Raw genomic sequence first — 18,766 nt, 5'->3', positions numbered from 1 at the left:
ACCGGCACCCAGGAGGCTCCGACAATGACTTCCCCTTCTCTTCCGGTGACCCGCCGCTGCCCCTATGCGCCGCCGGAGGAGCACGTCGCGATCCGGGAGACCGAGGGGATTTCCCGTTTCACCATGCCGGCCGGTCAAGAGGTGTGGGTGCTCAGCCGGATGGCCGACGTCCGCGCCATGCTGACCGATCAGCGATTCAGCTCCGACCGCCGCCATCCGAACTTTCCGTTCACCGGCAAGGCCCGTGGCGCGCCCGGCTCGGCCGACGGGATACGCCCCACCCTGATCATGATGGACCCACCGCAGCATGGTGCGGCCCGGCGTGCCGTCGTGCCCGAGTTCACCGTGCGCCGGGTGGCCGCGCTCCGGCCCCGCATCCAGGCGATCGTCGACGAACTCATCGATGCCCTGCTCGCCGGTCCCCGCCCGGCCGACCTGGTCAAGGACCTCGCGCTGGCGGTGCCCTCCCTGGTCATCTGCGAGGTGCTCGGTGTGCCGTATGCCGACCACGAGTTCTTCCAGACCCGCACCATGGGCATGGTGAGCCGGACGGTGCCCCCCGAGGACCGGCGCCGGTACGGCGACGAGGTGCGTCAATACCTGCGTGACCGGGTGAACGAAAAGCGCGAGAACCCGACCGACGATCTGCTCGGGCGGCAACTCGCCCAGGGCGCCGAACCGGAGGACGTCGTCACCCTCGCCTTCGGGCTCTTGGTGGCCGGGCACGAGACCACGGCCAACATGATCTCCCTCGGCATCCTGGCACTGCTCGAACATCCCGAACTCCGCACCGCGCTGCGGGCCCGGCCGGAGCTCATGCCGGCCGCTGTCGAGGAGCTTCTTCGCGTCCTGACCGTGGCCGAGTTCACCACCGCGCGGGTGGCCAGCACGGACATCGAATTCCGCGGCGTGACCATCCGGGCCGGCGAAGGTGTGCTGGGCCTGAGCAACAGCGCCAACCACGACCCGGCGGCTTTCCGTGACCCCGACGAGATCAGGATCGACCGGAACGCCCGCCACCACATCGCCTTCGGCTATGGTCCACACCAATGCCTCGGCCAGCACCTGGCCCGCACCGAGTTGCAGGTGGTCTTCGGAACACTCCTGCGCCGGGTGCCCGGCCTGCGGCTCGCGGTACCGGCCGACCAGGTGCCCGTCAAGCACGACTCGACCATCTACGGCCTCTACGAACTCCAGGTCACTTGGGACGAAACCTGATGCCCGCGGTCGCCGGGGGGCCTCGCGGACTGAAACGCCTGTGGGGCGCGGTAGCGACCAGTTCCCTCGGCGACGGCGCCTATCTCGCCACCGCACCCCTGCTGGCGGCCGTCATTTCCGCCGATCCGGTAGCGGTGTCGCTCGTCAGCGCGGCGAGTCTCGCCCCCTGGCTGGTCATCGGGCCGTTCGCCGGCGCGCTCGTGGACCGGTGGCCCCGCCGAGCGGTGATGATCACCGCCGACCTTCTTCGCATGGTGTGCCTGCTCGTCCTCGCCACCCTGACGATTGCGGGCCTGTGCTCGATTCCCGCGCTCGCCGTGACCGGCTTCATCCTGACCAGCGGGCAGAGCTTTCACGAGGCCGCTTCCCAGGCCATCATCCCGAGCCTGACCGGAGACGACCGTACGGCGCTCGCCGCCGCGAACAGCCGCATCGTCACTGCCGAAAGCGTCTCCGTGGGTTTCGTCGGCCCTCCCATCGGGAGCGCGCTGTTCACGGTCGCGCCCTGGCTTCCCATCGCGGCCGACGCCGCCACCTTCGCCGGCTCCGCGGGCCTCCTGCGCGGGATTCCGCCGCTTCCACGCCCGGAACACCCCGGGTCCGGCGTCATCGCCTCGCTGAACCAGGCCGTCCGGTGGCTGCTGGGTCAGCGGCAACTCCTCGGGCTCGCGGTTTTCATCGCGGGCGGCAACCTCGCGGCCACCACGGCGATGGCGACCTTTGTGCTCCACGCCCGCGAGGACCTCGGCGTCAGCACGTGGAGCTACGGCTTCCTGCTCGTCGCCCAGGCCCTCGGCGCAACCGCCGGCGGCTGGCTCGCCACCACCGTGTCGCGGCGCCTGAACTTCTCGACGATGCTCGTTGCCGCCCAACTCGGCCGCGCCGCGGCCTTTCTCGCGCTCGCGGTGACGCGATCCCCCTATCTGGCGGCGGCGTGTATGACGATCATCGGCATCACCTCCACCATCAGCTCGGTGGCCGCCGCCTCCACCCGTCATCAACTCGTCCCCGGTGACATGCTCGGCCGTGTCGTCAGCGTCTTCCGCTTGGTCGGCAACGGGACCGCGCCCTTCGGCGCCGCCCTCGGCGGGGTCATCGCCTCGCGGTACGGCCTCAGTATGCCGATCGTCGTCGGCGGCGTCGTCACGCTCGCCGTCGCGGCGGTGCCGCTTCTGCCCCCGTTCCGCCGTCCGGCCCCCGAACCCGAGCACGTCGGCGTCGTGCGGTGACGGCGAAGTCTTAGCCCGTCACTTGCCGCCACTCCTTGCGGTTGAACGGTGTCAGTGTGTGCTGCCCGGAACGACATTTGCATAGAGCACATGTTTGATGGGCCGTTGCCCGGGTAGCTCGGCGGACAAGGACACCGGTGCGAGGAAGCGGGTGAATCGATGAAGGTCTCGGATTATGTGCTCGACAGGATCCGTCAGTGGGGTGTTCACCGGGTATACGCGTATCCGGGGGATGGGATCAACGGGATGCTGGGGGCGTTCGATCGTGCCCAGGGCGATCCGGAATTCATCCAGCCGCGGCACGAGGAGATGGGCGCGTTCATGGCGTGCGCGCACGCGAAGTTCACCGGCGAGGTGGGCTGTTGCATGGCGACGTCAGGGCCAGGGGCGATCCACCTGCTCAACGGGCTCTATGACGCGAAACTCGATCACCAGCCGGTGGTGGCGATCGTGGGACAGCAGAAGCGGATCGCGCAGGGCACGCACTACCAGCAGGAGATCGCGCTGGAACACCTGTTCGCCGATGTGTCGGAATTCGTGCAGATCTGCATGCACCCGGCGCAGGTGCGGCATGTCATCGACCGGGCCTTCAAGACCGCCCTGACCACGCGAAGTGTGGCCACGATCGTGATTCCGGAGGACATCCAGGAGGAGAAGGCCCAGCCGGCGCCGCCGAAGACGCACGGTGCCGTCTTTTCCAGCGTGGGCTGGAGTCAGCCGCGGTTGCTGCCGAACGAGGACGAACTGCGGGTGGCGGCGGATGTGCTCAACGAGGGCAAGAAGGTGGCGATGCTGATCGGGCAGGGGGCCGCGCACGCCACCGATGAGGTCGTGCAGGCCGCTGAGACGCTGGGCGCGGGGGTGGCCAAGGCGTTGCTGGGGCGGGAGGTGCTGCCCGATGATCTGCCGTTCGTCACCGGGCCGATCGGCCTGCTGGGCACGAAGGCCAGTGACGAAATGGTGATGAACTGCGACACGCTGTTCATGATCGGCACCAGTTTCCCGTATGCCGAATGGTTGCCGGACGAGGGCAGCGCGCGCGGGGTGGAGATCGACATCGACGGCCGGATGATCGGGATTCGTTATCCGATGGACGCCCATCTGGTCGGCGACGCGAAGGAGACCCTCAAGGCGCTGCTTCCGTTGCTGAAACCCAAGCAGGACCGGAGCTGGCGGGAGAAGATCGAAAAGGACGTCCGTACCTGGGACCGCATCCTCGACGACCGCGCGGGCCAGCATTTCGACGGTGAGGTGAACCCGCAGACCGTCGCCCACGAGTTGTCCCCGCGCCTGCCGGAGGGCTGCATTCTCACCGCCGATTCGGGATCGGCCACCAACTGGTGGGCGCGTCATCTGAAGCTGCGCAAGGGAATGCGCGCGTCCCTGTCCGGGACGCTGGCGACCATGGGGCCCGGCGTGCCCTACGCGATCGGCGCGCGCTTCGCCTACCCCGACCGGCCGGTGATCGCGTTCGTCGGCGACGGCGCGTTCCAGATGAACGGCATGAACGAGATGATCACGGTCAAGCGGTATATCGACCGGCTCGGGGGCTCACCGCCGCTGGTGTTCTGTGTGTTCAACAACCAGGACCTCAACCAGGTCACCTGGGAACAGCGGGCCATGGCAGGCGAACCGAAGTTCCCCGGCTCGCAGGACGTCCCCGACGTTCCCTATGCCCGCTACGCCGAACTGCTCGGTCTGCGAGGCATCTACTGTGACCGGCAGGACCAGGTCGGCGCGGCGTGGGAGGCGGCGCTGGCCAGCGAGGTGCCGGTCGTGCTGGAGTTCAAAGTGGACGCCGAGGTGCCGCCGATCCCGCCGCACATCATGTACACGCAGGGCAAGAAGGCGGCCAAGGCCGCGGTGAAGGATCCCGAGAAGGTCGGCATGGCGGTCCGGGGATTCCGGCAGAAACTGGCGGAGTTCTACGAGCAGCTCCCCGGCCGCGACAGCGACCGATGAACGCCGCCCCCACCGTCGGACGCGTCGACGTCCATGTGCAGATCCCCGAGGGAAAGGCGAAGCGATGGCACTGAGGACGGATGCGCGATTCCGGGATGTTCCGGCCAAGACGGCGCCGGAGTTCCCTGGGCCGCCACGGGGCCGGCAGCGGCTGCGCGTGCGCCAGCTGGAAACCGCGCTCGCCGAGGCGGTGGAGGGTGAGGTGCGGTTCGACCGCGGCTCGCTTGCCTTGTACGCCAACGACGCGTCGAACTTCCGGCAGGTGCCGATCGGCGTGGTGGTCCCCAGGACGTTGGACGACGTGGTCGCCACCCACCGGGTGTGTCACGACCATGGCGCGCCGATCCTGAGCCGGGGCGGTGGCACCAGTCTCTCCGGGGAAACGGTGAACTACGCCGTGGTCATCGACCATTCGAAATACCTCACCACGGTGGGGGAAGTCGACGCGGAACGCAGGCTCGCGACCTGCGAAAACGGGATTATCAACGAGGACCTCAACCGGGTGACGGGAAAGCACGGCCTGATCTTCGGCCCGGACCCGTCGACGCATTCGCGGTGCACCATCGGCGGAAACGTGGGCAACAATTCCTGCGGTATCCACTCGGTCCAGGCGCAGCTCTACGGGCCGGGTCCGCGGACGTCGGACAACGTGGAAGCGCTGGAAATCGTCACCTACGAGGGGGAGCGGTTCTGGGTCGGTGTGAACGAAGAACCGGACCTGGAGGAAATCATCGCGGCGGGCGGACGGAAGGGCGAGATCTACGCGAGTCTGCGGGATCTGCGCGACCGGTACGCCGAAGCGATCCGGAGAGGATTCCCGTCGGTCGAGACGATGCCGCGGCGGGTGTCGGGTTACAACCTCGACGAACTGTTGCCGGAGAAGGGATTCAACGTCGCCCGCGCGCTGGTCGGCACGGAAGGCACGTGCGCGACCGTGCTACGGGCTCAGGTGAAGCTCACGCCGGGACTGTTTCAGCGCACGCTGGTCGTGGTCGGCTACGACGACCTGCCCACCGCCGCCCGCGACACCCAGGAAATGGTGGAGAAGTGGCGGCCGATCGGACTGGAGGTCCTCGACCGCGAACTGATCGAGGACCAGCGGGAACTGGCGATGCACACCGCCGACATCGCCGAGTTGCCGCACCGGGACGGCAACGCCTGGCTGCTCGTGCAGTTCGGTGCCGATGACAAGGACACCTCGGTCGATCTGGCGGAGCGGTTCGTCGACTGGCTGGCGCGGAAGAAACACTATCCACGGGACCGCATGCTGGTCTCCAAGAGCGTGCAGGAAGGTGGCAGCAGCCAGGACCTGTGGGCGATCCGGGAAGGCGGGCTCGGCTCGACCGCGTTTTCGAAGGGCCGGGACCACTGGCCCGGCTGGGAGGACTCGACGGTGCCGCCCGCCCGCATCGGCGACTACGTCCGCGCGCTGCGGGAGTTGATGAACGCGCACGGCTTGAGCGGGGCGATGTACGGACACCTGGCGCAGGGCTGCATCCATTCGCGCATCGACTTCGACCTGCGCACGCGACACGGGGTGCTGGCCTACCGCCGGTTCCTGGAAGACGCCGCCGACCTGGTCACGTCGTTCGGCGGATCACTGTCCGGCGAGCACGGGGACGGTCAGCAGCGCGCCGAACTGCTGGACAGACAGTACGGGCCCGAACTGGTGCAGGCCATGCGGGAGTTCAAGCTCATCTGGGACCCGGGCGCGAAGATGAACCCCGGAAAGGTCGTCGACGCCTACCGGCTCGACGAGAACCTCAAGCTGGGGCCGGACTACAACCCGCCCCGGCCGAAGACCGTGTTCTCCTACCCTGAGGACAAAGGCGATTTCGCGCACGCCGCGTTGCGGTGCGTGGGGATCGGCAAGTGCCGGGTGCCGGAGCCGAAGCAGACAATGTGCCCGAGCTTCCAGGTGACCCGCGAGGAGAAGCACACCACGCGCGGCCGGGCCCGGTTGCTGTTCGAGATGCTGCAAGGTGACGTGATCACCGACGGCTGGCAGTCACGTGAGGTCGCCGACGCGCTCGACTTGTGCCTGGCCTGCAAGGGATGCACCAACGACTGTCCGGTCAATGTGGACATGCCGACCTACAAGGCCGAGTTCCGCCACCACCACTACCGGTCATGGCGGCGGTGGCGGCCCCGGCACGCCTATGCCTTCGGGTTCATCGACCAGGCCGCCCGACTGGCGTCGCTGGTGCCGGAACTGGTCAACGCGATCACGCACACCCCGGGCCTGGCGTGGCTCGCTCGCTTCGCCGGGGGCATCGACCAGCGTCGCCCGCTGCCGGAGTTCGCGCCGATGACCTTGCAGGAGTGGTTCCGGCGCCGCAACGGCACGGCCAACCCGTCCGGCCGTCCGGTGATCCTGTTCCCGGACACCTTCAACAACCATCTGCACACCGACGTGGGCGTCGCGTGCGTCGAAGCGCTGGAGAACGCGGGCTGGTGCGTCATCATGCCCGAGTCGCATGTCTGTTGTGGACGGCCGCTCTACGACTACGGTTTCCTGGGTGCGGCCCAACGGTATCTTCGCCGCGTGCTGGACGTATTGCGCGAGTACGTGCGCGACGACATTCCCGTGGTGGGCATGGAACCGAGTTGTCTCGCGGTGTTCAAGGAGGAGCTGATCAAGATGCTGCCTCACGACGACGACGCCCGGCGACTGGCCGCCAATTCCTACCACTTCGCCGAATTCTTCGGCACCTTCGGCATCGAACCGCCCGAAGTGGACGGACACGCCCTGCTGTGGGGACACTGTCACCAACGCGCCACGGGTGGCGTCGAACCGAACCAGCGTCTGCTGGAAAAGGCCGGGATGACGGTGGACAACCTCAGCGGCGGCTGTTGCGGACTTGCCGGATCGTGGGGTTTCGAGGACGGCAAGTACGGGATTTCGATGGACTGCGGCGAACAGGCGTTGCTACCCGCCGTGCGCGAGGCCGCCGCGGCCACGACGATCGTCGCGGACGGCTTCTCGTGCAAGACTCAGATTCTCGACGCCGGGACCGGGCGCATGGCCCTGCACACCGGTCAGGTGCTGGCCAGGGCCGCCAATGGCGGGAAGACACCTGAACAGCCACGACCACCACTGTCCCGCAGGATCATCCGCACGGCCGGACCGGTCCTCGGCGCCGCCGCCGCGACGTGGGGCCTCGGCGCCTGGGCTGCTCGATTGTCCGGAAACCGCTGAGCCCCAAGCGGTTCCGGGGTGATCGGCCGGGTACACCGCCACCATGACGGGAATGGTCCGGCAAGTCCGTGAGCGACTGACCGGCCGGTGGTACAGGTCGGTCAGATCGCGATGCGAGGAATCCGCCCGCACGAGAAAAAGCGACGCGGCATCACGATCACATTCGCGCATGATCAACGGGTGTATCCGCCTGCCCCGGAGCCGGGCCATCCGCCGCGCCCTGATCCAGACCAGCGGCAAGACGAAGGCCAGGTCCGTCACCCCTTCGACGGTGTCCTCGATCATGCGCTGCTCATCGGCGCGCCGTGCTTCTCCCGCGCCGCACCGGCTGTACCGGGGCTGCGGACGCGGCGTTTCGACTCGTCCTCAGCGGGAAGGTCAAGGTGGTCCGACACGACGGAACTTGTGGGGCTTCGATACAGCGAATGTCGATGACGCGACGGCCCGGGTCGTTTCCGGGGCTGACGGTCGCGGTTACGGCCCTGGCCGGGGCCGCGTTTCTGACGAGCGGGTGCAGCACGGGCGGTGAGAGCGGTGGTTCGGCACCAGGCGCGCCTGCGCCTGGCCCCGCCCCGGGCGGGACCGCGAATATGTTGCAGACGTCTTTCGAGGACGTCGTCAAGCGGGTGCTGCCGTCGGTCGTGCAGATCACCACGAGTTCGGGGCTCGGCTCGGGAGTGGTCTACGACCGTCAAGGGGACCTGGTGACCAACGCCCACGTGACCGGCAACGACCAGACCTTCCAGGTCACCCTGCCCAGCGGCGGCCCGGCCCTGTCCGCGTCACTGGTCAGCGCCTACCAACCGGACGACCTGGCGGTGATCCGTCCGCACAACCCGCCACCCTCGTTGACACCGGCCAAGTTCGGGGATTCCAATGCCCTCGTCGGCGGCGAAATCGTGCTGGCGATGGGCAATCCGCTGGGGTTTTCCGGCAGCGTCACCAACGGCATCGTGTCCGGGACCGGTCGCACGGTGACCGAACCGCCGGAATCATCGGGCCCGGGCGCGACGATTCCCGACGCCGTTCAGACCTCCGCGGCGATCAATCCGGGCAACAGCGGGGGCGCCCTCGTGGACCTCTCCGGCCAGGTCGTCGGAGTCCCGACCCTCGCCGCGGTCGATCCGCAGTTGAACGGCAGCGCGGCACCCGGGATCGGATTCGCCATCCCGGCCAACACCGTCACGGACATCGCCGGGCAGATCGTCCACAGTGGACGAGTTGTCGATTCGCATCGCGCGGAACTGGGCGTCGCGGTGAGCACGGTCGTCAACGCGTCAGGGCAGCCTGCCGGTGCCGGGGTGGTGCGCCTGACACCGGGCGGCCCGGCCGACAAGGCGGGAATCCGGGCCGGTGACATCATCACCGCGATCAACGGCACCGCGATCGCGGACTCGAACGCGCTCGCCGGTGCCCTCGCCGCGGCGAAGCCCGGCGACACGGTGACGGTGAACGTCCGCCATCCGGACGGCAGCACGGCGGACGTGCACGCGGTGCTGGGCGAACTGCCCGGCTGAACCGGGCTGATCTTCTCCGGCCACTGGCAGAGGGTGGTCGCCGTCTGCGGGTCACCGACCGGCTTCTGATCGGCGAGGCTGTCCAGGCCGATCGGGCTCTGTATACCCCCGGGGGTAGTTGCGAGGGTGCGTGGCGCTCGCGTAGCCTGGGTCGTGAAGGTACCCCCCGGGGTATTTCGGCACGAAGGAGGAGCGATGCCGGAATTCGTCCCGATCGACACACCGACTCTCGGTGACCGGAGTTACGTGGTGCACGACGGCCAGGTCGCGTTCGTGGTGGACCCGCAGCGTGACATCGACCGTGTACTCACGGTGCTGGAGGACCGTGGTGTCCGGTTGACCGACGTGTTCGAGACGCATATCCACAACGACTATGTGACCGGTGGACTTGCTCTCGCGCGTCTGACCGGTGCGGCCTATCACGTCAACGCGGCGGACAAGGTGTCGTTCGAGCGGAACCCGATCGAACCTGGGCAGGCCGTCGAGGTCGGTTCGATGCGGGTGCGGGCTGTGGCCACGCCAGGACATACGTTCACCCACCTCGCCTATGTGCTGGAGGTACCGGGTGAAACACCGGCGGTGTTCACCGGTGGCTCGCTGCTGTTCGGTTCGACGGGCCGCCCGGACCTGCTCGGGCCGTCGCACACGAGTGAGCTGGTGCATGCCCAGTACGCGTCGGCGCACCGGCTGGCCGCGGAGTTGCCGGACGACACGCGGGTGTTCCCGACGCATGGGTTCGGCAGTTTCTGCTCAGCCACCCAGTCCGAAGCCGCGTCGTCCACGATCGGCCGCGAGAAGCGGGCGAACCCGGTGCTGACCCAGCCGGAACAGGAGTATGTCGACGCGCTGCTGGGCGGGCTCGACGCGTACCCGGCGTACTACGTGCACATGGGCCCGGCCAACGCCGCGGGACCACGTGAGCCCGATCTGGCCCCGCCGCGCCGCGCGGACGCCGCCGAGGTGCGCCGCCGGATCGAGGCCGGGGAGTGGGTGGTCGATCTCCGTAACCGCACCGCGTTCGCCGCCGGGTATGTGGCGGGCACACTCAACTTCGGTCTGGACGGCAACTTCGCGACCTACCTCGGTTGGCTGATCCCGTGGGGCACGCCGTTGACCGTGCTGGGCGCCACGGCCGGGGACGTCGCGACGGCGCAGCGGGAACTGGTGCGCATCGGCATCGACCGGATCGAGGCCGCCGCGACCGGTTCCCCGCGCGAATGGACCGACGGCGAGCTTCGCTCCCATCCCACGGCGGCGTTCGCGGACCTGGCGCAGGTGCGGCATCACCGGCCGGTGACGGTCCTCGACGTCCGTCGCGACCAGGAATGGGCAGAGGGGCATATCGAGGGCTCGGTCCATGTTCCGCTGCACGAGTTGCTCGACCGGATGGGCGAGGTGCCCGAGGGCGAGGTGTGGGTGCACTGCGCTTCCGGCTATCGCGCCTCCATCGCCGCATCCCTGCTCGCCGCGGCCGGACGGCGTGTCGTGCCCATTGACGACGACTACGACAGGGCCGCGCCCGCGGGCCTTGCGGTTGTCACCGCGGAGCCGGCCGCCCGATGAACCTGCTGCTCGCGCTTCCGGTGGGCCTGGTGATCGGGCTCAGTCTGGGCGCGCTCGGCGCGGGTGGCTCGATTCTGACCGTGCCCGCGCTGGTCTACCTGCTTGGCCAGTCGCCGCATGAGGCGACGACCACGTCGCTGCTGGTGGTCGGTGGGGCGGCGCTGGCCGGGGTCGGGGCGCACTGGCGGGCCGGGCGGGTGCGGTTGGTGCCGGGCCTGGTCTTCGGGGTGCTCGGTGCCGCCGGGTCGGTGCTGGGCTCCCAGGCCAGCGCGCTGGCCGATCCGAACGTCCTGCTGCTGGGATTCGCGGGCCTGATGGTGGCTGCGGGTGTGGCGATGCTGCGGCGCGGGCACAAACGCCCAAGGGAATCCTGCGGCGGCAGCGGGGGAGGGGGTGTCGTCACCAAGCCGCGGGTCGACATCGCGTGCGCGGTCAAGGTGGTCGCCGCGGCGACCGTGGTCGGTCTGGTCACCGGGTTCTTCGGCGTGGGCGGCGGTTTCGTGGTGGTGCCCGCTCTGGTGCTGGTGCTGGGTTACGACACCGCCACCGCCGTGGGCACTTCGCTGGTCGTGATCGTGATCAACAGCGCGGTCGCGCTGGGCACGCGGGTGATGGGCCACGGCGCCACGTTCGACTGGCCCATGCTCGGCGTGTTCCTGGCCGCCGCGGTCGCCGGTGTCGTGTTCGGCAACCGGGTCGCCTCCCGCGTCGCGCCGGAAAAACTCACCAAGGCCTTCGCGGTCATGCTGCTGGCGGTCGCGCTCTACACGGCCGCGCGAAGCGCGATCCAGTTGTGAGGAAGGGTGACCGTGGAAAAGACCAAGAACACCTTCGGCCGAGCACGGCATTGTGCTGCCGCGCGCGGTCGTGCGCATGGAGGTCGCGCCCGCCCAGGCCTGCGCCGGGGTACTGTGGTACCCCGGGGGGTAACGACAGGGAGGTTCCGGTGAAGTTCGAGGCGGACGAGTTGTCCGACGTGGTGAAGCGGCTGCGCCGTGCTCAGGGGCAGATCGGCGGGATCATCCAGATGATCGAGTCCGGCCGGGACTGCAAGGACGTGATCACGCAACTGGCCGCCGCGTCCCGCGCACTGGACCGGGCCGGGTTCAAGATCATCGCCACCGGGATGGACAAGTGCCTTGCCGATGGGCGTGCGGGGAAGCCGGAGGCCGAGGTCGACCGGGCGCAGTTGGAGAAGCTGTTTCTCAGTCTGGCGTGAACCCGAGGTCCACCCGCCCGCGGTCTCGCACAGTTTCTCCTAACTCGTTCAGCTAAAATGCGTGCTATGAGCGAGCAGGTCTTGATCGATCCGGAGACGCGTCCGGTGCTGGGCGAGAGCCGGGCCCGGGTGCTGGAGGTGCTGCGCGCGGCGGGCGAGCCGGTGGGCGTGCAGGATGTCGCCGATCAGGTTGGGCTGCATTCGAACACGGCCCGGTTTCATCTGGACGGGCTGGTCGACGCGGGTCTTGCCGAGCGGCAGGTCGAGGAGCGTAGCCAGCCGGGCCGGCCCCGCACCGTCTACCTGGCCACCGCGACTGACGTGCCGGCCGGGCAGCGCAGTTACCGGTTGCTGGCGGAGATGCTCACCGGCCTGGTCGCCGACACCCTGCCGGATCCCGGGAAAGCCGCCGAGACCGCGGGCGAGGCGTGGGGACGCTACCTGGCGGACCGACCGGCGCCGTCGCAGCGGGTGGACGCCGCGGAGGGGGTACGCCGGTTGTCGGCGGTGTTGACCGACGCGGGTTTCGCGCCGGATCAAGTAGAGGATGCGGATCGTCCGGTGATTCCGTTGCGGCACTGTCCGTTCCGCGAGGTGGCCGAGCAGCACCGGGATGTGGTGTGCTCGTTGCACTTGGGGCTGATGCGCGGGGTGCTGCAGGAGGTCCGGGCTCCGCTGAGGGCGGACCGGCTGGAGCCGTTCGTCGAGCCGTCGTTGTGTCTGGCGCATCTGGCGCCGGTAAAGGGTCACGCAGCCCGCACGGGCGGCCGTCGCGGCCGGTAATCCTCGACGCGATTCGTCAGGCTGATTCTCCTCCCGCTGTCGGGGCTGAGAACGCCGGTCCGCACGGCCGTCCGGTGTGGACCTACCGGTGCGCGTGATTGAGGGCCTGCAGTGCCACCGCCGAGTGGGCGAACGCGCCGCCTGCGCGCATTTCCGCGGCAACCCAGATCGCTTCCATGATCTCTTGGTCGGTGGCGCCCTTACGGTGCGCGAGTGTGGTGTGCCCGGAGATGCAGTACGGGCACTGCGTCACGTGCGCCACGGCGACCGCGATGAGTTGCTTGGTCTTCTCGGGGAGGGCGCCCTCGGCGAACACCTTCTTGCTGAACTCGTCGAAGGCGTGGTGGATCTCGGGCGCCAGTTCTCGGCGCTGTTGGCCGATTTCGCGCGTGGCACGCGGATACACGTCATCGTTCATGATCGGATTCCTTCCCAGGACGGTGGTGGAGCGGCAGGTATCGACCGCCTTCCCGCTGCTCCCGGATTCGGTGCTGGACGCCCGCGACGGGAGTGGCCGGTTCGTCGCCGGCCGACCCCGAACAACGTTGATATTTAATATGAAAATAGTGTTTACGATCTCGATCGGTCAACCCCGGTGAACGTCATGCCGAGCCGGCGCTCCAAGCCGGCCGCGACAGCGTGCACGAGCGCCAGCCACCGCGCCGCCGGACCACAGAGTCAGCGTCAGCGGGGCCCCAGGATCCTCGTTGATAGGGCAGCGGCGGTGCTGACTCGCCCAGGGCGGGCTCGACGATCCGCCACGCCTCCTCGACCGCGTCCTCCCGGGCGAACCGGGACAGGTTGCCCGCCAACGCGTCGTCGAGCAACTGTTCGTAGGCGGCGGGGCCTTCGCCCAACGCCTCGGCCTCCGACATCGTCAACGCCACCGGTTCGCTGACCAGCTGACCACCTGGCACCTTCGCCTGCAGGCGCAAGGTGATCAACCCGTCCGGCTTGACCCGGAACCGCAACTGGTTGGGCTCCGGGCACGCCACACCCCGATCGGCGAACAACAAGCGAGGTGGCTCCCGGAATTCGACGATCGCCTCGGTGACCGTGCACGCGAGTGACTTGCCGGCCCGTAGGGAGAACGGCACTCCCGTCCATCGCCAGGAATCGATCTCCAATCGCAGCGCGGCAAAGGTCTCCGTCACCGAGTCGGCCGCCACCCCGGCTTCGTCCCGGTAGCCCAGATACTGGCCGCGGACCACGTCCGTGGGATTCACCGCCCTGGTCGCGCGGAGCATCTTGACCTTCTCGTCGCGCAGCGCACTGGGATCGGCCGAGACCGGCGGCTCCATCGCCAGCAAGGCAACCACCTGCAGCAGGTGGTTCTGCACCACGTCCCGCACCGTCCCGACCCGATCGTAGAAGGCACCTCGTCCCTCCACGCCGAACGACTCCGTCATGGTCAACTGCACCTGGGCTACGTAGTTGCGGTTCCACAGCGGTTCCAGGACGGCGTTGGCGAAGCGCGTGATCAGCACGTTCTGCACCGGTTCTTTGCCGAGGAAGTGATCGATGCGGAAGATGTCGGCTTCGGCGAACACCTCATGCAGACAGGCGTTGAGGTGCCGTGCGGAGCCCAGGTCCCGGCCGAACGGTTTCTCGACGACCACCCGGCCCCTCCGATGCAGCCCGGCCGAATGCAGTCCCGTCACGACGTTCTCGAACAGATCCGGCGGCTCGAGCCGCCGAACGGATCCGGTCGCGAAACCGCTCCACGGTCCAGGCACTCGACGCGACCCCGATCACCCGGGTGTCGCTCAGTCGCTCGCGGCGTGCGAGCCGGTACACGCTGGGCAGCAATTTCCGGCGAGCAAGGTCACCGGAGGCCCCGAACAGCACCAGCGCGTCCCCACGCGACGGCGTCATCGTTTGTCCCCTTCCGATCACTCGCCGACGTCAAGCATCCCGCTGCACCTGGCCGTCGCCGATCCGCCGGCTGTCGCCGGCATCCTCGCCGCGGCCGCGCACCGACCGCTCACCGGGAAGATCACCGCGCAGCCGGCGGCCGCCGGTGACGAGCATGGCCGCGAACACCACCAGCCATACCGCCAGCGCCACCCACGCTTCTCCACCGCCCAGCGCGGCCAGCCACCGCAGGCCGGCGGCGCGGCCGAGCTGGTCGCTGGCCACGCCGTACATGCCCACCGGGAACACGATGTTCCACAGGCCGGTGTCGTAACGCAGCGGCACTCGGCGCACGAGATGCCGCCACACGCCCAAGGCCACCAGGAACGGGATCAGCCAGCTGCAGAACGACCACAGCACCAGCGAGACGTCGGCGAGCAGACCGTGCGACAGAAGCGTGTCCGGTAGAGCCAGCAGCCGCGCGCCGGCCAGGATCGTGATCGCCGCGGCCCCCATGAACACCCAATACGCCGGCACCAGTTCGGCCGCCGCGACCGGCCGCACCAGCAACCGGGCCAACCCGATGCCGGCCAGCAGCAGGTACAGCACCAACCCGATCGCCCAGCACACCGTCGCCACCACCGCCAGCACCGTGGCCACCGCCGTGGTCGGGCCGACCGCTCCGAGCGTGGCGGCGGCCACGGCGATGGACTGGGTGCCGACCACCCAGTCGAACCAGGTGCCGTCGACCTGATCCAGGCTCGGACGCCGCCGCGGATCGGCGATCAGCCCCAGTGGCACGCCATAACCCAGCAGCAACCAACCGAGCACGCCCGCGACCAGCAGCACGACCGCCGGCCAGCGCCAGCCGCCCAGCGCCAGCCGTGCGGCCAGCACGTTCGATGCGGCGACGAAGGTGAGGAACGCGAACCCCCGCGGGCTGACCACGTCGGCCAGCATCCGTCGCGGCCAGCGCACCAACCGCCATCCGGAGACGGCCACCAGCCCGACATAGCCGACTGTCCCGATCGCCAGCAGCACAGCCGACGCGAACGGCAGACCGTCACCGGTCAGGGCAATGGACACGATGCCGGTGGCCATGACGAACGCGAACACACCGGGATTGAGTTCGCGCAGCACCGGCCGCCATTCCGCCCGTCCCGGGCGGGACGCGTGCTGTGCTTGCCGGCCCACGACGGCGGCCTGGGCGCCGAGCGTCAGCTCGGCCGGCTCCCGCCTTGCCGATCGCGTGCGCCCAGCCACTCCGCCAGGACAGCGGCCTGGCTGTGCTCGAGGTCCCGCGTCGCGGTCAACAGGGTCAGGTCCTGGCCGCGGGCGAGCGAGCGCAGATGCTGGGCCAGCTCCCGGTGCCGTTGGTCCCGCAGCTCAGCCAGGTACCGGCGGCGGAACTCGGCGAACCGCTCGGGGTCGTGTCCGTACCAGCGGCGCAGTTCGGTGGACGGTGCCACCTCCCGCAGCCACTCGTCCAGATGCGCGTCTTCCTTGCGCATCCCACGGGGCCACACCCGGTCCACCAGCACCCGTACTCCGTCCGAACGTGCGGGTTGGTCATAAACCCTGCGACAGGCGATATGTGTGTCCACGGCGAGCTCCTTCCCAACGCCTACCCCTCAAGTTTATACAATTCGACTTGTAATAAACTGGCCCAAGTGGCGCAACACCCACCTCCAGTGTCTCCCCAGCGAAGGCGCCCGTCCATGCGACAGAACCGCCCGGCCTCCGGTCCACCGGCACCGGAGGACCCCCGCTACCCCGCCGGCACCGCGTCTCGCGCCGCAACGGTGACCGGTCTGGAGGACGCGCTCGTCGAGTGCCGGGCGTGCCCACGGCTGGTGGCCTGGCGTGAACAGGTCGGCGCGACGAAACGGGCGGCTTTCCGCGATTGGGACTACTGGGCGAAACCCGTCCCCGGCTTCGGACCCGTCGACACCACCCTAGCCATCATCGGCCTGGCCCCGGCCGCCCACGGCGGCAACCGAACCGGCCGCATCTTCACCGGTGACCCCTCCGGCGACGTGCTCTACGCCGCCCTGCACGCGGTCGGCCTGGCGTCCCAGCCGACCGCGAGCCACGCACGCCTGGTGTTCCGGTTCTGAGAGACGGCAAAGGACGAGCAGTGAACGACACCATTCCCCTGGATCGCATCGAGGCCACCGTGCGCGGCCGGCTCCCCGGCGCGGGTGACTATCTGCGCCGCCGTGTGCACGAGGCGCTGGCTCACGCACCTCAGCCGGTTTTGGCCGCCAGGGCAACGATCGCCCGGCACAACGACCCTGCGGTCGCGGACAAGATCTCGGCTTCCGCCAACGTCGACCTCAACGGCCGGACGGTCCACGTCGACGTGGACAGTGCGACCGTCGCGGCGGCGGTCGACCACCTCCACGACTGCCTGCGCCGGTCTCTCGATCGTGTGGAGCGCCGCGGCGGAGGCCACCGAGCGAGCCGTACGCGGCCCTCGCCGGCAGCGGGCCAGGACCGCGCCATCGTGCGGCACCGTACCTACAGCCGCCACCGGTTACCGTGGCTGACGCCGTGGCCGATCTGAAGGCACTGGGTTACCAATTCCACCTGTTCACCGACACCAGTACCGGACAGGATTGCGTGCTCTACCGGACGACCGGCGGGTACCGGCTTGAGCAGGTGAACACCCAGCCTCCGGTGCCCCTCGATGGGCTCGTCACGGTGAGCCCGCATCCGGCGGCCCGGCTGACTCTCGCCGAGGCCCGGGAACGCTTCGACCTCGAGGGCCGCCCGTTCTTGTTCTTCGCCGACTCCGCCACCGCTCGCGGTGCGGTGCTGTACCAGCGCGACGACGGGGATCTCGGTCTGGTCACCGCCGACTGAGGCGCCGCGAAACCTGAGCGGTCCGGCCGGGCGGTGGCGATGAATCGGTTCCACCGGTCGGCCCGCTCGGGATTCCCGGTTTTGCTTGCTGCAGCCGGTATCAGGTCAGCGGGAAGCCGAGCCGGCGTCCGGCATCGCGCAGTTCGTCGCGCCGATCGGGATGCGCGACGTGGTCCACGATCTGCTGGGCCTGACCGGTGGCGTCATGGCCCCAGATCGTGGCGGTGCCCCGTTCGCTGACGATGTAGCTGTGCTGGAACGAGGTCACCGGCCCCGCCAGCCGGGGCACGACCGTGGAAACGTCGGCCTTGGGATGCCAGGAGGGCAACGCGATGATCGCCCGGCCGCCGGGGGAGTGCAGGGCGCCGACGACGAAGTCGGTCTGGCCGCCGAACCCCGAGTAGATCGCGCCGCGCACCCGGCTGGCGTTGGCTTGCGCGTACAAATCGACTTGCAGGGCGCTGTTCACCGACACCAGCGCCGGTTGCGCCGCGATCAGGCCGGGGTCGTTGGTCTTCTCGGTGCGCAGCATCCGCACGCGCGGATTGCGGTCCACCCAGTCGTACAGCTCGGCGCTGCCGAACACGAACGACGCGGTAATCGGCGATTCCGGGTTCAGCGCGCCGGCCTTGTCCAGGCCGAGCACCCCGTCGCTGAACATTTCCGACCACACCGCGAGCCCCTGCCGCGAGGCCAAAGCGGCCAGCGTCGCGTCGGGCACGGCCCCGATCCCCAACTGCAACGTGGCTCCGTCGGGCACCAGCTTGGCCACCCGCTCACCGATCTCCTGGGATACCTCGCTTTTCGGCCGGGGCGCCGGGTTCGGTAGCGGCTGGTCCGCCTCGATCGCGTAGTCGATTTCCTCGGCTGCCAGGACCGCATCGCCGTAGGTGTAGGGCATCCGGGTGTTGACCTGGGCGATCACCAGGCCGCCGCGGCCGCGGGCGGCTCGGATGGCGGCGGGCAGGATGTTGACCTCGGTGCCCAGGGACACCGTGCCGTCGGCCGGCGCCGAGGTTTGGACCAGCACGATGTCCGGCGGCAGGGCACCGGAGAGCAGGGTAGGGACCAGCGACAGCCGCGAGGGGAAATAGCGCAGACCGGTTCGGCCGCGCATACCTGGGCCGACGAACGGGGTTTCGAGGACAACGCCGTCCCGATCGGGCATCCCGTCCTGGGCATTGAGCACGAAGAGCCGGTACTCCGGCAGGGCGGCGTCGAGGATTTCCAACGCCCGAGCGGGAGTGGCGAAGTTGCCGCCGGCCACCACCCGTGGTTGTCCCGGAACACCCGACAAGACCGTCGCCAGCCGCGACTCGGAAACTGTTCGCACGCCGCCATTATCCAGGTGACAAAG

16 protein-coding genes and 2 pseudogenes are annotated in these 18,766 nt (G+C 68.9%); 12 read left to right on the top strand and 6 right to left on the bottom strand.

Annotated elements, in window-relative coordinates; all coding sequences use genetic code 11:
- The first annotated feature begins 24 nt into the window (after positions 1 to 24).
- The 9 genes from ACFSXZ_RS28725 (at position 25) to ACFSXZ_RS28685 (ending at position 12,690) form a co-directional block, all read left to right on the top strand.
- On the top strand, positions 25 to 1,218 hold the full coding sequence (locus tag ACFSXZ_RS28725) for a cytochrome P450 (protein ID WP_378268345.1): 1,194 nt from the start codon (positions 25 to 27) through the stop codon (positions 1,216 to 1,218).
- A complete protein-coding gene (locus ACFSXZ_RS28720) occupies positions 1,218 to 2,447 on the top strand; it encodes an MFS transporter (protein ID WP_378268344.1) in 1,230 nt (409 codons plus the stop codon). The genes ACFSXZ_RS28725 and ACFSXZ_RS28720 overlap by 1 nt, the downstream gene beginning before the upstream one ends.
- Before the next feature lie 159 nt (positions 2,448 to 2,606).
- On the top strand, positions 2,607 to 4,409 hold the full coding sequence (locus ACFSXZ_RS28715) for a thiamine pyrophosphate-requiring protein (protein WP_378268343.1): 1,803 nt from the start codon (positions 2,607 to 2,609) through the stop codon (positions 4,407 to 4,409).
- A 64-nt stretch (positions 4,410 to 4,473) separates the two neighbouring features.
- Positions 4,474 to 7,608: an FAD-binding and (Fe-S)-binding domain-containing protein gene (locus ACFSXZ_RS28710; protein ID WP_378268342.1), complete on the top strand. Its 3,135-nt coding sequence runs from the start codon at positions 4,474 to 4,476 to the stop codon at positions 7,606 to 7,608.
- Positions 7,609 to 8,198: 590 nt separating this feature from the next.
- Complete coding sequence (locus ACFSXZ_RS28705) at positions 8,199 to 9,125, top strand: S1C family serine protease (protein WP_378268341.1); 927 nt, start codon at positions 8,199 to 8,201, stop codon at positions 9,123 to 9,125.
- A 195-nt stretch (positions 9,126 to 9,320) separates the two neighbouring features.
- Positions 9,321 to 10,688 (top strand): MBL fold metallo-hydrolase, encoded by a 1,368-nt coding sequence (locus tag ACFSXZ_RS28700; RefSeq protein WP_378268340.1) that lies wholly within the window; start codon positions 9,321 to 9,323, stop codon positions 10,686 to 10,688.
- Positions 10,685 to 11,485 carry a sulfite exporter TauE/SafE family protein gene (locus tag ACFSXZ_RS28695; RefSeq protein ID WP_378268339.1) on the top strand — a complete coding sequence of 267 codons (801 nt, stop codon included), beginning with the start codon at positions 10,685 to 10,687 and terminating at the stop codon, positions 11,483 to 11,485. Before ACFSXZ_RS28700 ends, ACFSXZ_RS28695 begins: the two co-directional genes overlap by 4 nt.
- A 149-nt stretch (positions 11,486 to 11,634) precedes the next feature.
- Entirely contained in the window at positions 11,635 to 11,907 is a 273-nt protein-coding gene (locus ACFSXZ_RS28690) for a metal-sensitive transcriptional regulator (RefSeq protein ID WP_378268338.1), read from the top strand.
- A gap of 66 nt (positions 11,908 to 11,973) precedes the next feature.
- Positions 11,974 to 12,690 carry a helix-turn-helix transcriptional regulator gene (locus tag ACFSXZ_RS28685; RefSeq protein ID WP_378268337.1) on the top strand — a complete coding sequence of 239 codons (717 nt, stop codon included), beginning with the start codon at positions 11,974 to 11,976 and terminating at the stop codon, positions 12,688 to 12,690.
- An 82-nt stretch (positions 12,691 to 12,772) separates the two neighbouring features.
- Here the strand turns inward: ACFSXZ_RS28685 and ACFSXZ_RS28680 are convergent, their stop codons facing one another.
- From ACFSXZ_RS28680 to ACFSXZ_RS28660, 5 genes and pseudogenes are all read right to left on the bottom strand, one after another.
- Positions 12,773 to 13,108 (bottom strand): carboxymuconolactone decarboxylase family protein, encoded by a 336-nt coding sequence (locus ACFSXZ_RS28680; RefSeq protein ID WP_378268336.1) that lies wholly within the window; start codon positions 13,106 to 13,108, stop codon positions 12,773 to 12,775.
- A 184-nt stretch (positions 13,109 to 13,292) separates the two neighbouring features.
- Complete coding sequence (gene zwf, locus ACFSXZ_RS28675) at positions 13,293 to 14,426, bottom strand: glucose-6-phosphate dehydrogenase (RefSeq protein WP_378268335.1); 1,134 nt, start codon at positions 14,424 to 14,426, stop codon at positions 13,293 to 13,295.
- Between the two features lie 9 nt (positions 14,427 to 14,435).
- Positions 14,436 to 14,565: pseudogene (locus tag ACFSXZ_RS28670) on the bottom strand (hypothetical protein); the annotation flags it as partial.
- Positions 14,566 to 14,595: 30 nt separating this feature from the next.
- Positions 14,596 to 15,807, bottom strand: a complete 1,212-nt coding sequence (locus ACFSXZ_RS28665) for a tellurite resistance/C4-dicarboxylate transporter family protein (protein WP_378268334.1) — start codon at positions 15,805 to 15,807, stop codon at positions 14,596 to 14,598.
- Entirely contained in the window at positions 15,762 to 16,148 is a 387-nt protein-coding gene (locus tag ACFSXZ_RS28660; protein WP_378268333.1) for a DUF488 domain-containing protein, read from the bottom strand. The genes ACFSXZ_RS28665 and ACFSXZ_RS28660 overlap by 46 nt, the downstream gene beginning before the upstream one ends.
- Before the next feature lie 114 nt (positions 16,149 to 16,262).
- Here ACFSXZ_RS28660 and ACFSXZ_RS28655 point away from each other — a divergent pair.
- The 3 genes and pseudogenes from ACFSXZ_RS28655 to ACFSXZ_RS28645 form a co-directional block, all read left to right on the top strand.
- Positions 16,263 to 16,637 (top strand): annotated as a pseudogene (locus ACFSXZ_RS28655) (uracil-DNA glycosylase family protein); the annotation flags it as partial.
- Between the two features lie 44 nt (positions 16,638 to 16,681).
- Positions 16,682 to 17,110, top strand: coding sequence for a hypothetical protein (locus tag ACFSXZ_RS28650; RefSeq protein ID WP_378268332.1), 429 nt, complete (start codon positions 16,682 to 16,684; stop codon positions 17,108 to 17,110).
- Positions 17,098 to 17,409: a sigma 54 modulation/S30EA ribosomal C-terminal domain-containing protein gene (locus ACFSXZ_RS28645; RefSeq protein ID WP_378268331.1), complete on the top strand. Its 312-nt coding sequence runs from the start codon at positions 17,098 to 17,100 to the stop codon at positions 17,407 to 17,409. Before ACFSXZ_RS28650 ends, ACFSXZ_RS28645 begins: the two co-directional genes overlap by 13 nt.
- 100 nt (positions 17,410 to 17,509) lie before the next feature.
- Here the strand turns inward: ACFSXZ_RS28645 and ACFSXZ_RS28640 are convergent, their stop codons facing one another.
- Positions 17,510 to 18,742, bottom strand: a complete 1,233-nt coding sequence (locus tag ACFSXZ_RS28640; RefSeq protein WP_378268330.1) for an acetyl-CoA hydrolase/transferase family protein — start codon at positions 18,740 to 18,742, stop codon at positions 17,510 to 17,512.
- Positions 18,743 to 18,766 lie beyond the last annotated feature (24 nt).

This window comes from Amycolatopsis pigmentata, assembly GCF_042684065.1.
Taxonomy (GTDB): Bacteria; Actinomycetota; Actinomycetes; order Mycobacteriales; family Pseudonocardiaceae; genus Amycolatopsis_E; species Amycolatopsis_E pigmentata.
Note: the sequence above shows the minus strand (reverse complement) of the source record. Positions and strands in the feature narration are given on the sequence as shown.